The following is a 13,495-nucleotide window of genomic DNA, read 5'->3' as shown; positions in this document are numbered from 1 at the left end:
TTACCGGCCGCCGATTGGGCCCAGTTCCGGATCGAGATCGCGCGGGCGGGCGAAATGGATCAGCCTGCCGCATCCCGGCCCGATGTCTTCCCACTTTTCGATCGAAAGCTCGAACACGGCGTAAGTCGCGGTGGGGAACTTGTCTGCCAGCGCATCGAACTTGGCATCTTCCGATTCGCTGTCGACCAGGCGGAAGACCATCTCGTGCAGCCCAGGATTGTGCGCCGCGACCAGCAGATTGGTGACCGCGTCGTCTTCCGCTGCGGCGATGGCGAAGATGGTGGGGCTGTCGGCAAGGTAAAGCTCGTCGGAGAAGTGCGGCTCTGGCGCCAGCGCGGCACCTTCCAGCGTCTGGCGCACGCGCGCGGCGGTGCTGGCGCGGATGCTGTCCCACTTGAGGCCGTAATCGCGAATATGCTCCCCGATCAGCTTCGCCCCGCGGCGCCCGCGATCGTTCAGCCCGCGGTCGAAATCACGCTTGGCGATATCGTCCCAGTCCGACTTGGCATGGCGCAGGAGGCCGAGGCGTTTCATCCGGTCTGCTCTCCTTCGAGACTCGCGGCGCGTTCGGGATCGGGCGCGCCGATCCCCAATGCCACGCGGTCTAGGGCCTCCGCAAGCGGAAGGCGCAGCACCGGCGTGCCGGGCGGGAATGCGGTGAGAAGTCGGCTGGGGAAAGCGGGCGACATTACGATGAAATGGCCCTTGTCCTCCTTGCTGCGGATCAGCCGCCCGAAGGCCTGCGCCAGCCGGGCACGGATGATCCGGTCGTCATAAGCGCCGCCGCCATTGGCCGCGCGCCGCGCGCGGTGAAGGATGCTGGGCTTGGGCCAGGGCACCTGCTCCATGACCACGCAGCGAAGGCTCTCGCCCGGCACGTCCACGCCATCGCGCAGGGCGTCGGTGCCCAGAAGGCTGGCGCGCGGATCGTCGCGGAAGATGTCCACCAGCGTGCCCGTGTCGATCGGGTCCACATGCTGGGCGTAAAGCGGCAGGCCTTCGCGCGCCAAGCGGTCCGCGATGCGTCCGTGCACCGCGCGCAGTCGGCGGATTGCGGTGAACAGCCCCAGCACGCCGCCGCCGCAGGCCTCGATCACGCGGGCATAGGCGCCTGCCAGGCCCGCAAGATCGCCTTTCTTCACATCGGTGACAATCAGGACTTCGGCGCGGTTGGCGTAATCGAATGGGCTTTCCGCCGCCGCCAGCAGCGGCTCGTTATCGAGATGGTTTGCGCCGGAGCGGGCCACGGCCTCGGTCCAGTCGTCCGCATCGCGCAGTGTGGCGCTGGTCAGCATCACTCCGTGCGAGGGTTCCAGCACCACCTTGGCGAACGGTTTCATCGGGTCGAGGAAATGGCGGTGGATGCCGATGTCGAATTCGCGCGCGTCGCTGCGGTCGACCGCCAGCCAGTCCACGAAGTCCGGGTCCGCCGGGCCACCCAGCCGGTCCAGCAGCGCTTCCCACGCAGCAATGGTGTCGATCCGCCAGCCGAGCGCGTAGCGTGCCCCTTCGATCCGCGCGCGGCCCTGCGCGTCGAGCCAGTCCGGCCCGTCCTCGAACAGCTTTTCCAGCCGCACGGAGAGCTTCATCAGTGGCTGGCGGATTGCGGCCAGCGCGTCCGCCGCCTGCTGCGCCAGTTCCACGAAATTGCCTTCGAGCTGCGCGGCCTCGGTCTCGATACCGTAGCCCGCCTCCTGCCCGCTCTCATCGCGCGCATAGGTCAGCGAGCGGACCGCGCCGAGCAGTTCCTCGATCGGGCCCGACGGGATGCCTTCGATCAGGCGTTGCATCCAGCCTTCGCCGGGCAGGGCCTCTGCCGCCTCGATGGCTGCGGCGACTGCATCGCCGCCTTCCTCGTCATAGCCGGAAACATCGGCCAGCCGCGCTGCCAGCCCGCGCCTGCGGCCCTTGCTGCCTCGTTCCGGCCCCATGATCCAGCGCTTCAGCTCGATCGCCTCCGCCCCCGTTAGAGCGGCGGAAAATGTGCTGTCGGCGGCGTCGAAGACATGGTGTCCCTCGTCGAACACGATGCGCGTCGGGCGCTGCGCATGATCCCTTCCGCGCGCCGCGTTGACCATCACCAGCGCATGGTTGGCGATAACCAGGTCCGCTTGCGCGCTCGCCCGCTGGGCGCGTTCGATGAAGCATTTGCGGTAATGCGGGCACCCGGCATAGACGCATTCGCCGCGCTGGTCTGTCAGGCTGCGGATCGCGCGGCTGCGGAACAGCGTGCCCAGCCAGCCGGGCAGGTCCCCGCCGATCATGTCGCCATCCTGCGTATAGGCCGCCCAGCGCGCCACCAGCTGCGCCAGGATCGCCGCACGGCCGCCGAAGCCGCCCTGCAGCGCATCCTCCAGATTCAGCAGGCAGAGGTAATTCTCCCGCCCCTTGCGCACGACAACGGGGCGCGATCCGTCCGCGCGCCGTTCCGGCCACGCCCGCGCGCTTTCACCGCGCAGCTGGCGCTGGAGGTTCTTGGTGTAAGTGCTGACCCAGACCGTGCCCTGTGATAGCTCGCTCCACAAATTTGCCGGGGCAAGGTAGCCCAATGTCTTGCCGATCCCGGTCCCGGCCTGTGCCAGCAGGAGATGCGGGCGGCCCTTTTCGCCGCGCGGCGCGAAGACGCGGCCCGCCTCGCGCGCATAGAACTGCTGCCCCTCGCGCCGTTCTGCCCCTTTGCCCGTCAGCTGCTCCAGCCGGCCCTCGATGGCCTTTTCGTCCATCGCAACCTGCGCGGGCTGAGGGCGGTCTGGCGCTTCTTCCCATTCGGGCAGGGTGGAAAAAAGCCACTTCTCCGCCCGGTCCGGCTTGCGGACATGCGGCGCGATGACCTGCGCCCAGGGCCAGCGCATGCGGCCTAGCGACTGGAGCGAGGACCATGCGCCCTCCCGCTCCTCCCAGTCTTCCGCCTCGCAATGTTCCAGCAGGCGCGAGGCCGCGCGTTGCAGCAGCAGCGGCACATCCGCGTCGCCTTCCGCTTCCGGCAGGTCTAGCGCCTGCGCCAGCCCCTTGGGCGTGGGCACGACGAACTTGGCGGGATGGACGAAGGCGTACAGCTCCAGCAGGTCCAGCCCGCTGAGGTCCGGATAGCCGAGCCGGGTGGCCACCAGCGGCGCGTTCAGCACAAGCAGCGGCGTATCGGCCGCGGCATTGACCGCCGCGCCCTTGCCGCAGCTGCGCGTCTCGCCATTCGCCTCGCGCAGCCAGGTGCCGGCATGGCTGGCATGGATGGCGGGAAGGGGGAGTGCGGCGAGCATGTCTGCCCACTATGGGAAGGGAGAACGAAAAGTAAACGGCGCGCCCCATGGGAGCGCGCCGTTTGCACATATATTCGGCTTGGCCAGGCTTAGTCGCCGCCCGTACCCGTGCTGCCAAGATCGCCCTTTTCGCCTACCGGCACCACTTCCTTGAAAGTGTGCGTGACGTAGGGGAAGGGGATCTCGATACCGGCATTGTCGAGGGCCTTCTTGATCGCCTTGATGGCCTCGCTCTTGGTCTGGCGCAGGTCGCGCGCGGCGGACTGGGCGTACCACTGGACGAGGAAGTCGACGCTGCTGGCGCCGAATTCCTGCGCGTAAACGATCACGGGCTTGTCCTTCACCACCGCATCCACGGTTTCCATCGCTTCGTAGATCACCTTCTGCGCATGCTCGAGGTCGGTATCGTAGGACACGCCCACGACCACCTCGTTCCGGCGAACGCTCTCATCAGTCAGGATCTGAACCGCATTCTTGAACAGCATGGCGTTGGGCATGATGGTCAGCTCGTTCGAAAGCTGGCGGATATGCGTTTCGCGCAGGGTGATGTGTTCCACCTTGCCGCGCACGCCTTCCACTTCGATCAGGTCGCCGATGCGCATCTTTTCGCGCAGCATGATCAGCACGCCAGCCATGAAGTTCTCGAAAATGTCCTGGAAGGCGAAGCCGATGGCCAGGGCGCCGATGCCAAGGCCTGCGATGAGGCCAGCGGGCGTGAAGCCGGGGATGGCCACGATTAGCGCGAGCATGATGCCCAGCAGCCAGATGAACAGCTTCACCATGGTTTCTATCAGATTGCGCAATGACGGGCGCAGGCTGGTCTTGCCTATCAGCATGTCTGCGATCTTCACGGCGAACCTGGCCACCAGCCAGGTCAGGATCAGCACGACAATGGCGATGGCGATATTCGGCAGTGCGGCTACGAAGCCTGCGGCCATGCCCTGCAGCTCGTCGCGCAGGAGGGCGATGTAATTCATGTGTTGGGTCCCCTGTGTCTTTGCAGTTCAACAAGAGCGAAGCGCGAGGGTTCCGAAACGGAGTTCGCACTTGCAACACGGCCTTGGCTGGGCGACAGGCTGCGGACATGAGCATGACCGAACTGATGGAAGCCGCACGCGTATCCAAGGCCTGGCCGTTCCAGGAGGCGCAGCGGCTGCTCAAACGTTATCCCGAAGGCGCGAAGCCCGACGGATCGCCCATCCTGTTCGAGACCGGTTATGGCCCCAGCGGCCTGCCGCATATCGGCACCTTCCAGGAAGTGCTGCGCACAACGCTGGTCCGCCGCGCATTCGAGGCACTGATCGGCGCGAAGCCGGAAGACGGCAAGACGCGGCTGGTGGCCTTCAGCGACGACATGGACGGCCTGCGCAAGGTGCCGGACAACGTGCCGCAGCAGGACCTGCTGACCGCCAACCTGCACAAGCCCCTCAGCCGCGTGCCCAACCCTTTTGAGACAGAGTACGACAGCTTCGCTGCGCACAATAACGCGATGCTGCGCGCCTTCCTCGACCGCTTCGGCTTCGATTACGAATTCGTCGCGGCGAGCGAGAAGTACAATTCCGGCGCCTTCGACGAGGCATTGCGCGGCGTGCTGGCGAACAACCAGGCGATCCTGGACATCATGCTGCCCACGCTGCGGGCCGAGCGCGCTGCGACCTATTCCCCCATCATGCCGATCAGCGAGCAGACGGGCCACGTGCTGCAGGTTCCGGTGGAGGTGGTGGACGCCGCGGCCGGTACGATCCGATTCACGGATGAGGACGGCACGGTGACCGAGCAGTCCGCGCTGGGCGGCAAGGCGAAGCTGCAGTGGAAGGTGGACTTCGCCATGCGCTGGGTCGCGCTGGGCGTCGATTACGAGATGTATGGCAAGGACCTGACCGACACCGGCCTCCAGTCCGGCAAGATCGCGAAGGTGCTGGGCGGCCGCAAGCCGGAAGGCCTGATTTACGAGCTGTTCCTGGACGAGAATGGCGAGAAGATCTCCAAGTCCAAGGGCAACGGCCTGACGATCGAGCAATGGCTGGAATACGGCAGCGAGGAGAGCCTCGGCTTCTACATCTTCCCCAATCCCAAGAGCGCGAAGAGCCTGCATGGCGGCGTGATCCCGCGCGCGGTAGATGACTACTGGCAGTTCCGCGAACGGCTGGCGGAGCAGGAGCTGGACAAGCAGCTGGGCAACCCGGTCTGGCACCTGGCGCGCGCCAATGGCGGGTTCGAGGGATCGGAAGCGCCAGGGGCGGGCGATACGCTGCCGGTCACCTATTCGCTGCTGCTGAACCTTGTCGGCGTGTTGGGTGCGGAAGCAACGGAAGAGCAAGTTTGGAATTACCTGCTCTCATACGATGAAAAGGCTTATGGGGTTGGTTTCAATGAAGGTGCTTCGCAAGAAGCACAGTTCGATGTCGAGCAAACCATCAGGAAGCTGATCCGGACCGCGCTCGCCTACAACCGCGACTTCGTCGCCCCGCACCTCGTGAAGCGCGCGCCCAATGCCAGCGAGGCGGAAGCGCTGCGGGCGCTGGATGCGTATCTGGCGGATGCGGCAGAGGACACTTCGGCCGAAGACCTGCAGACGCAGGTGTATGAGATCGGCAAGCGCGAGGAATTCGGCTTCGAGAACCTGCGCGACTGGTTCAAGGCGCTGTACGAGACCTTGCTGGGCAGTGAGCAGGGCCCGCGCATGGGCAGCTTTATCGCGCTCTACGGCATCGCCAACAGCCGCAAGCTGATCGCCGAGGCGCTGGCCAAGGCCTGAGCGAAGGCCTGAGCGTGGGCCTCAGTTCCAGTCACGCGTGCGATACCAGCGGGTGAAGATGTACTTCACCCCGCGGATCACGGGCGTTCCGGCATGCATGGTGTCGAGATTGGGCACGCCGTCGGCATCGGCATTGTTCCACACCAGCAATGCGCCGGTCTGCGGCGTGACGGACAGGCCGACTTCGGTAAAATCGGTTGTACCGCCTTCCTCCACATCGTTGAGGAACGCCATCGCCGTGATGCATCGCTGCCCGCCACGCGCCATTTCCCTGTCCCAATAGGAGCTGTCCTGGTGGAACCAGTCGTGGTGCGGTTTGAACTGCTGCCCCGGCAGGTATCGCTGGCCCTGGATCGCTTCGCCCCAGCCACTGTCCAAGCCTAGGAAGTCGTCGATCCGGCGAGAGATCTTGCGCACGAAGGGATCGTCGCGGTCCACATCGCCAGAAGAAGACGTGCGGTAATCATCGTCTTCCGCGCCTTCATAGACACTGCTGGGGCGTGCCACGCCGTCGATCATGTCGCGCAGCCGCTCGCATTCGGCGGGGCTGTAGAACGCGCCCACGGCCCAGATTTCCGCGCGGTCCGTTGGCAGCTTGTAAGCCGCCGGATTGTCCGCCAGCCGCTCCCGCACCCGCTTGCCCACCGCGCGCAACGCGCCCTGGTCCGGTATCTTGCCGCTGTGCCGTGTGTTCGTGTCAGCCATCGCAACCCGCTTATGCAAAAGCGGCCGCGCTGCACAAGGGTATTGAACAGGGGGATTGGCCGGCCGCGCAAATGCAAACCCCCGGACTCCTTGCAGAGACCGGGGGTTCACCTCCCGCCTTGGCGGCGATGGATCTTACCAGAAGAAGTCGTGGATCACGTCCACCACTTCGCCGGTGTAGGTGTCGACCAGCAGGACGTCGTCGTAATAACGCACCCAGCGATAGTCACCGTATACGGCCGGCAGGCGATAGCGCCACGGATCGGAGATCCAGTAATTCCGGCCGAAGAACAGGCTGTCGAGATAGAACCCGATGCTGATCCGGCTGTAACGGTAATCGCGGTACGGCGCGTAATAGCGCGGCGCGCGGTAGATGGTCCGGTTGGCGCTGCGATAGCGGTGCCAGTTGTACCGGTGGTTATTGCGCCAGCGGCGATCCCAGCGGCGCTCGTACCGGCTCTGCGCGCGGCGCCCGTCGCGGTAGCCGTTGCGATAGGTGGAGCGGCGATCGCTGCGATAATCGCGCGTGCCATCACGATACCCTTCTCGGCGACCTTCGCGATAGGCGTTCCGGGTGTCGCGCCTTTGTTCATGGCGGCGGTCAACACGCCGTTCGTATCGGCGATCTGACCTGCGTTGATCTTCGCGGCGGTTAACGCGTCTATCTACGCGCTGCTCAACCCTACGCTCGGTACGTCGCTCGCCCCGGCGATCCTGACGGCTCACACCCCGGCGCTGCTCGACGCGCGGGTTGCTGCGGCGTTCTGACCGGCTTTCGCCCCGGCGATTGTCGCGTCGCTGCGCGCGGCGTTCACCGCGACGATTGTCACGGCGTTCGGCCCGACGTTCGCTGCGATTGCTGCGCGGGTCCTGGGCTCGCTGCGTTTCCGCGCCAGCATTGCCTGATGCATTCGCGAGCGCGGTTGCGGGCATGACCGTCAGGCCCATCGCCGCCGCCAGCGCGCCTAACGCCGTGGACTTGAAGTACTTGGATAATTGCATGGCGACCTCTCCGAAAAGGTTTGTGAGGCCGCACTCCCACGACCCGTGATACGTCCTGATACGCATGACGTCATGACACGAAACTGAACCGGGCGTTTAGGCTGGCGTTCATGTTCGCCGCGCCTGCCGTGAACGGGGAGCCGAAGTGCGGTTGGCGCGTTGGGCCTTCGATGGGAGACGAGAAAGACACGCGCCTGGCCATGCTCGCCGCCGTCCGGGAGGACCTCGATGCGAAGCTGGCCGAGGCTGCCCGCAGCAGCAAGTCGCCGATGCACACGCCGGTGGTTTCCACCGCCGATGGCGATGCGCGCATCATGGTGCTGCGCGAATACGATGCGGCGAGCGGCACGCTGCGCTTCCACACCGATATCCGCGCGCCAAAGGTTGAGGTCATCCAGGCCGCCCCGCGCCTAGGCGTGCTGGCTTACGATCGGGAGGCGCGGCTGCAGATTCGCCTGACCGGCACGGGCCGCATCGAAAGCGAAGGCCCGGTCGCCGATGCCGCATGGGCCGCCTCCGATGCCTTTGCCCGGCGCTGCTACCTGGGCGCCGCGCCGGGTGAGGCTTCCGAAGAGCCTGACACCGGCCTGCCATCATGGGTGGAAGGCAAGCGCCCGACTGAAGAAGAGCTTGCGCCTGCACGCGCCAATTTCGCCGTGCTACTGGTGCAGGTGGACCGGTGGGACTGGTACCACCTGCACCACATGGGCCACCGCCGCGCGATCTTTACCGGCCATGGCGACAGCCGCGAAGGCAGCTGGGTCACGCCCTGACGAATTGCTCTGCGTCGCAATGGGTAAGCTGCGCGCTCAGCTTCCGAGATCCTCCACGCCGTCGCAGCTCGCCAGCAGTTGTGTGCCGAAGGGGCCGGAGCGGCTGCCCAGCACCGTCCCATCATCCCTGGCGACCATGTAGGTGGTGGCATTGCCGCCTTTGTAGCCCATCTCCACCAGCCATGCCTTGCGCGGGCCTGCGGGCGTTTCGATAGTGTCCTCGCCAGCCACGTGGATGCGGAAGCGTTCACCGCTGCCGCTGTAACTGAAGATCGGCGGCTGGGCCGAATAATCGCGCTCAAGCGGCGCTGCGTGGAGGAGGGGGGACCACAGATTGCCTTCGAGCGTGCCGGGTTCCACTGCCTTGTCGACCGTGACGACGCCTCCGGTTGTCCGGTCCATGGCGCGCCCGACCACGCGCCCGTCCACATAGCTCAGGCGCGCGATCTCGCGGCCACCCAGCACCGAATGGAAGGCCACCGGCTGCAGGCTGGAGCGGTCGAGCAGGAAGTGATCGACGAAGGTGAACTTGCGCGCAGGCATCACCTGCTCGCTGACGATATGCCAGGCGGGGCCTTCCACACTCGTGCTTGCGGTGATCGTCTCGCGCTGGAAGCCGACGGCCGTCCCGTCCTGCGTGATGGCGTAGCAGGCCTGCCCCTCGTGCAGCCGCGTGCCGTCGAAAGCCGATGCAGGCGTCGCGGTAGCGGCGTCGGCCTGGGTGGGGAGGAGGGCGAGTAGCAGGGCAGAAAGCATGGCGATAAGCTCCTTTGCTCACCGGCATATGCCCTCCGCCGCCAGGCCGAAGCGCCAATCGACCGCCAGCCATTACAAGGCGACCAGCACCGTCCGATGCCTCGTAGACTTAGGCCGGACGCCCCGCCCAGTAATCGAAGGCGCGCTGCTGTACGCCGCGCACGAATTCCATCGCCTGCGCGCCTTCCCATGCGCCGGTGTAGCTCAGTCGCTCCGCGACGCCGGTCCACCAGCCTTGCCCGGGCAGCCGATCGCTCTCGCGCACGACCAGCACGGCCAGCTCCGGCTCGGCTGCCGCCTTCGCATCCTCGTCGATCCGGTCGAGCGTCTTGCACAGGTTGCGCATCTTGGGCCGTGTGAAGCGATGCCCCAGCGCGTCCAGCATCTCGGAATAGCTGACACTGCGCCCCTCTCGCGCCGCCGCAAGCAGGACAGCGCGCACCTTCGCCACATCGGCAATGTCACCGGGACTGGCGGGCGCGGTGATGCCCTCAGCTTCGAGCCATTGGGCGAGGGTGGAGGGGATGCGGGTGGGCATGGGTGCAGTTGTAGTCCCATGCTCTATCTTCGTCACCCCGGCCACCGAGCCGGGGTCCCGCTCCCAATTGCGCGAAACGCTGCCGAAGCGGGACCCCGGATCAAGTCCGGGGTGACGATAGTTTCCGCTAGCGATGTTTCGGCCGTCTGACGCATCCGCGCCGACGATGCTGAATTACCTCGTCAGCTTCTTATACGCCAAGCGCGTAGGCCGATCCGCAGCATCGCCCAGACGGCGGCGCTTGTCTTCCTCATACGCCTCGAAATTCCCCTCGAACCACTCAACATGGCTGTTGCCTTCGAAGGCCAGGATATGCGTCGCCAACCGGTCCAGGAAGAAGCGGTCGTGCGAGATCACCACGGCGCAGCCGGCGAAGTTCTCGATCGCCTCTTCCAGCGCGCCCAGCGTTTCCACGTCGAGGTCGTTGGTCGGTTCGTCCAGCAGCAGAACGTTGCCGCCTTCTTTCAGCATCTTGGCCATGTGCACGCGGTTGCGTTCACCGCCGGACAGCTTGCCGACGTTTTTCTGCTGGTCCTGCCCCTTGAAGTTGAAGGCGCCGACGTAAGCGCGGGTGGACATGTCGTGGCCGTTGACCTTCATGTAATCGAGCCCGTCGGAGATTTCCTCCCAGACGTTGTTGCTCGCCGTCAGGTCGTCGCGGCTCTGGTCCACGTAGCCCAGGCGCACGGTGTCACCCACGTCCAGCTTGCCGCTGTCGGGCTCTTCCTGGCCGGTGATGATGCGGAACAGCGTGGACTTACCCGCGCCGTTGGGGCCGATCACGCCGACGATGCCGCCCGGGGGCAGCATGAAGTCGAGGTTTTCGAAGAGCAGCTTGTCGCCATACGCCTTGGTCAGGCCTTTGGCCTCGATCACCTTGCCGCCCAGGCGCTCGGGCACCTGGATGACGATCTGCGCCTTGCCGGGCTTGCGGTCCGCCTGCGCGTCCTGCAGCTGTTCGAACTTGCGGATACGGGCCTTGGACTTGGTCTGGCGCGCGGCGGGCGTCTGCCGGATCCACTCCAGTTCGCGGCTAAGCGACTTCTGGCGGCCGGATTCCTCGCGGCTTTCCTGCTCCAGCCGCTTGGCCTTCTTCTCGAGGTAGGTCGAATAATTGCCTTCGTAGGGGAAGTAGCTGGAGCGATCGAGTTCCAGGATCCACTCCACGACATTGTCGAGGAAGTAGCGATCGTGGGTGATCATCAGCACCGCGCCGGCATATTCCTTCAGGTGGTTTTCCAGCCATTCGACGCTTTCGGCATCGAGGTGGTTGGTGGGTTCGTCCAGCAGCAGGATGGAAGGCTTCTGGATCAGCAGGCGGGTGAGGGCCACGCGGCGCTTCTCACCGCCGGACAGGTTGTCCACCGGCCAGTCGCCCGGCGGGCAGCGCAGTGCCTCCATGGCGATCTCCAGCTGGTTGTCGAGCGTCCAGCCATCGACCGCGTCGATCTTCTCCTGCAGCACGCCCATCTCTTCCATCAGGGCGTCGAAATCGGTGTCGTCCTGCGGGTCACCCATTTCGGCGCTGATGGCGTTGAAGCGCTCGACCATCTCGGCCGTCTCGCCCGCGCCCATCTTGACGTTTTCCAGCACCGTCTTGCTCTCGTCGAGCTGCGGTTCCTGCGGCAGGTAGCCGACGGTGATGTTCTCGCCCGGCCATGCCTCGCCGGAGAAATCCGTGTCGATGCCCGCCATGATCTTCATCAGCGTGGATTTACCCGCGCCGTTGGGGCCCACGATGCCGATCTTGGCGCCCTGGTAGAATTGCAGGTTGATGTTCGCCAGAACGGGCTTGGGGGCACCGGGGAAGGTCTTGGTCATGTCCTTCATGACAAAGGCGTATTGGGCGGCCATTTCGGGTCCTTCGGGATAAATGCGTTACGATGTTCGGATTTGACCGCGCAGATAGGCTTTGCGCGCGCGGGGGGCAAGACCGCTCTGGCGGCCCGGCGCAGAGCTGCGCGGCGTTTTCAGCCGGATTTAACCGGTCTGGGTTATGTGCGAGCGCGTGATGAGGATCGTGTTCAAACTGCTGCTGCTGTGCGCCTCGCTGGCGATAGGATACGCGCAGGTCGCGGACCGTCTGGCGTCCTTTGCGGGCGAGGGCACGGACTGGGTGGGGCTGGGCCTGTATGGCGCGGTCGCCGGCCTCTGCGTCGCCAGCCTGCTGATTGCGGCCTTCCTGCAACGCGCGTGGGTTCGCTGGAGCTACGCCGTGCTGTTCGCCTTCGGGTCGCTGCTCGTGGGCGGATACCAGCTCGTGGTGGCAGAGCACATGTCCTACGAGGCGTTCCTGAACATGAGCCAGGCGGGCGGGTCCTTCCACGAGGCATGGGCGCAGCACGGATCGGTGATGCTGCTGGGCTTTGCGGAGGCGGCGCTGCTGCTGCTGGGCGTGGGGCTTGGGCATGGCCTGCAAAGCCGCTGGCTGGGCTGGCGCGCCGCGTGGCTGCCGCTTGTCATCACGGCGCTGGTCATCGCCATGATGTTCCAGCGCGGCGGAGAGGGCGGACGCGGCCTTCCGCCGAGCCATATCGGCCTGGCCTATGCGGCTTTTCATGCGGGCGAGACGCTGCTGTCCCCTGTGGCCGAGCGGCAGGACGTAGCCATCCAGTCGGGCAAGCCGCTGGCCGCGCAGGACATCGTGCTGGTGGTGGATGAGAGCATTGCGGGCAATTACCTCGACATTAATCACTCAGGCGGCGCGCGTTCGGGCCTGTTGGGCGTGGAGGGCGCGCACAATTTCGGGCTAGCGGCGGCGATCTCCCACTGCAGCGCCTCTGCCAACCAGACGCTGCGCTATGGCGGCACGCGCGATGATTACCGGCGGATCAATGCGGAGATGCCCAGCATCTGGAGCTACGCCAGAGCCGCGGGTTTCGAGACCGTCTATATCGATGCGCAGCGCGAAGGCGGCGCTTACCAGAACCTGATGGACGAGGCGGAAATGGCCGCCGTCGATCGCTGGATCCAGTATGACGGCGTGCCGGTGCTGGAGCGCGACCACCGCGCCGCACGCGACATTGCGGCATATTCGCGCGACGGGAAGCGCCAGTTCATCTTCGTGAACAAGGTCGGCGCGCATTTCCCGATCCACGACAAGTTCCCCGACGAATTCGCCCGCCACCAGCCGATGCTGCCGCGCGGGTCCTACCGCGATATCGTCGACACGGGCGAGCGAACGGGCTTTGGCGGGCAGGCGCAGGACTGGGTGCGTTACCGCAATTCCTATCGCAACACGCTGGACTGGAATGTGGGCGGCTTCTTCGACCTGCTGCTGGCGCAGGCGGACCGGCAGGCAATGACACTGATCTATACCGCAGACCACGGGCAGGATCTGCACGAGGATGGCGGGCCCAGCCGCGACACGCATTGCTCGCCGGAGCCGGAACAGGCCGAGGGCGTGGTGCCGTTGGTGGTCCTCGATGCGCCGGAGGGCGGGGCGTTCGACTGGGCAGCCGCTGCCGCGCGCAAGGCGCCGACCAGCCATTACCGCATTTTCCCGACCCTCCTGCAGCTGATGGGCTATCCGGAAACGGCGGTCACGGGGGCATACGGCGCGGACCTGCTTTCCTCCGAGCGCGATCCCTTCACCTTCAACACCCGCTTCAACGCGCGGCTGGGGCGCGAGCCGCGATGGCTGCAGGTCGATCCCGATACGCTGCCGACGCCGCCTGCCAGCGATACCCGGCAGGACTGAACGGTC

Annotated in this window: 11 protein-coding genes; 3 read left to right on the top strand and 8 right to left on the bottom strand. The window is 65.6% G+C overall.

Annotated elements, in window-relative coordinates; all coding sequences use genetic code 11:
- From A6F65_RS10005 to A6F65_RS09995, 3 genes are all read right to left on the bottom strand, one after another.
- Entirely contained in the window at window positions 1-534 is a 534-nt protein-coding gene (locus A6F65_RS10005) for a SixA phosphatase family protein (RefSeq protein ID WP_067788328.1), read from the bottom strand.
- Window positions 531-3,257: an ATP-dependent DNA helicase gene (locus A6F65_RS10000; protein WP_067788326.1), complete on the bottom strand. Its 2,727-nt coding sequence runs from the start codon at window positions 3,255-3,257 to the stop codon at window positions 531-533. The genes A6F65_RS10005 and A6F65_RS10000 overlap by 4 nt, the downstream gene beginning before the upstream one ends.
- 89 nt (window positions 3,258-3,346) lie before the next feature.
- The gene (locus tag A6F65_RS09995; protein WP_067788324.1) at window positions 3,347-4,234 is read right to left on the bottom strand and encodes a mechanosensitive ion channel family protein; all 888 of its coding nucleotides are present in this window, start codon (window positions 4,232-4,234) and stop codon (window positions 3,347-3,349) included.
- 107 nt (window positions 4,235-4,341) lie between these two features.
- Here A6F65_RS09995 and A6F65_RS09990 point away from each other — a divergent pair, with 107 nt between their 5' ends.
- The gene (locus A6F65_RS09990; protein ID WP_067788322.1) at window positions 4,342-6,015 is read left to right on the top strand and encodes a lysine--tRNA ligase; all 1,674 of its coding nucleotides are present in this window, start codon (window positions 4,342-4,344) and stop codon (window positions 6,013-6,015) included.
- Window positions 6,016-6,036: 21 nt separating this feature from the next.
- Here A6F65_RS09990 and A6F65_RS09985 read toward each other — a convergent pair whose 3' ends face one another.
- Together A6F65_RS09985 and A6F65_RS09980 are read right to left on the bottom strand one after the other, a co-directional pair.
- The gene (locus A6F65_RS09985) at window positions 6,037-6,720 is read right to left on the bottom strand and encodes a prolyl hydroxylase family protein (RefSeq protein WP_067788319.1); all 684 of its coding nucleotides are present in this window, start codon (window positions 6,718-6,720) and stop codon (window positions 6,037-6,039) included.
- A 135-nt stretch (window positions 6,721-6,855) separates the two neighbouring features.
- Window positions 6,856-7,722, bottom strand: coding sequence for an RcnB family protein (locus tag A6F65_RS09980; RefSeq protein ID WP_067788317.1), 867 nt, complete (start codon window positions 7,720-7,722; stop codon window positions 6,856-6,858).
- A gap of 170 nt (window positions 7,723-7,892) precedes the next feature.
- Between A6F65_RS09980 and A6F65_RS09975 the strand changes: the two genes are divergently transcribed.
- Window positions 7,893-8,495: a pyridoxamine 5'-phosphate oxidase family protein gene (locus A6F65_RS09975; protein ID WP_237164810.1), complete on the top strand. Its 603-nt coding sequence runs from the start codon at window positions 7,893-7,895 to the stop codon at window positions 8,493-8,495.
- A 36-nt stretch (window positions 8,496-8,531) separates the two neighbouring features.
- Here the strand turns inward: A6F65_RS09975 and A6F65_RS09970 are convergent, their stop codons facing one another.
- The 3 genes from A6F65_RS09970 to ettA form a co-directional block, all read right to left on the bottom strand.
- Window positions 8,532-9,251 (bottom strand): DUF3108 domain-containing protein, encoded by a 720-nt coding sequence (locus tag A6F65_RS09970; protein ID WP_067788314.1) that lies wholly within the window; start codon window positions 9,249-9,251, stop codon window positions 8,532-8,534.
- 109 nt (window positions 9,252-9,360) lie between these two features.
- Complete coding sequence (locus A6F65_RS09965; RefSeq protein WP_067788312.1) at window positions 9,361-9,789, bottom strand: ribose-phosphate pyrophosphokinase; 429 nt, start codon at window positions 9,787-9,789, stop codon at window positions 9,361-9,363.
- A gap of 174 nt (window positions 9,790-9,963) precedes the next feature.
- On the bottom strand, window positions 9,964-11,643 hold the full coding sequence (gene ettA, locus A6F65_RS09960; protein WP_067788310.1) for an energy-dependent translational throttle protein EttA: 1,680 nt from the start codon (window positions 11,641-11,643) through the stop codon (window positions 9,964-9,966).
- Between the two features lie 157 nt (window positions 11,644-11,800).
- Here ettA and A6F65_RS09955 point away from each other — a divergent pair, with 157 nt between their 5' ends.
- Window positions 11,801-13,489 carry a sulfatase-like hydrolase/transferase gene (locus A6F65_RS09955; protein ID WP_067790476.1) on the top strand — a complete coding sequence of 563 codons (1,689 nt, stop codon included), beginning with the start codon at window positions 11,801-11,803 and terminating at the stop codon, window positions 13,487-13,489.
- Window positions 13,490-13,495 lie beyond the last annotated feature (6 nt).

Origin of the sequence: Paraurantiacibacter namhicola (assembly GCF_001687545.1) — a bacterium.
Taxonomy (GTDB): Bacteria; Pseudomonadota; Alphaproteobacteria; order Sphingomonadales; family Sphingomonadaceae; genus Paraurantiacibacter; species Paraurantiacibacter namhicola.
Note: the sequence above shows the minus strand (reverse complement) of the source record. Positions and strands in the feature narration are given on the sequence as shown.

Excerpts from the sequence above, each read along its gene's own strand:
- A6F65_RS09995 (WP_067788324.1), bottom strand. The coding sequence starts at position 4,234 with ATGAATTACATCGCCCTCCTGCGCGACGAGCTGCAGGGCATGGCCGCA.
- A6F65_RS09980 (WP_067788317.1), bottom strand. The coding sequence starts at position 7,722 with ATGCAATTATCCAAGTACTTCAAGTCCACGGCGTTAGGCGCGCTGGCG.
- A6F65_RS10000 (WP_067788326.1), bottom strand. The coding sequence starts at position 3,257 with ATGCTCGCCGCACTCCCCCTTCCCGCCATCCATGCCAGCCATGCCGGC.
- A6F65_RS09985 (WP_067788319.1), bottom strand. The coding sequence starts at position 6,720 with ATGGCTGACACGAACACACGGCACAGCGGCAAGATACCGGACCAGGGC.
- A6F65_RS09965 (WP_067788312.1), bottom strand. The coding sequence starts at position 9,789 with ATGCCCACCCGCATCCCCTCCACCCTCGCCCAATGGCTCGAAGCTGAG.
- A6F65_RS10005 (WP_067788328.1), bottom strand. The coding sequence starts at position 534 with ATGAAACGCCTCGGCCTCCTGCGCCATGCCAAGTCGGACTGGGACGAT.
- A6F65_RS09955 (WP_067790476.1), top strand. The coding sequence starts at position 11,801 with ATGAGGATCGTGTTCAAACTGCTGCTGCTGTGCGCCTCGCTGGCGATA.
- A6F65_RS09975 (WP_237164810.1), top strand. The coding sequence starts at position 7,893 with ATGGGAGACGAGAAAGACACGCGCCTGGCCATGCTCGCCGCCGTCCGG.
- ettA (WP_067788310.1), bottom strand. The coding sequence starts at position 11,643 with ATGGCCGCCCAATACGCCTTTGTCATGAAGGACATGACCAAGACCTTC.
- A6F65_RS09990 (WP_067788322.1), top strand. The coding sequence starts at position 4,342 with ATGAGCATGACCGAACTGATGGAAGCCGCACGCGTATCCAAGGCCTGG.
- A6F65_RS09970 (WP_067788314.1), bottom strand. The coding sequence starts at position 9,251 with ATGCTTTCTGCCCTGCTACTCGCCCTCCTCCCCACCCAGGCCGACGCC.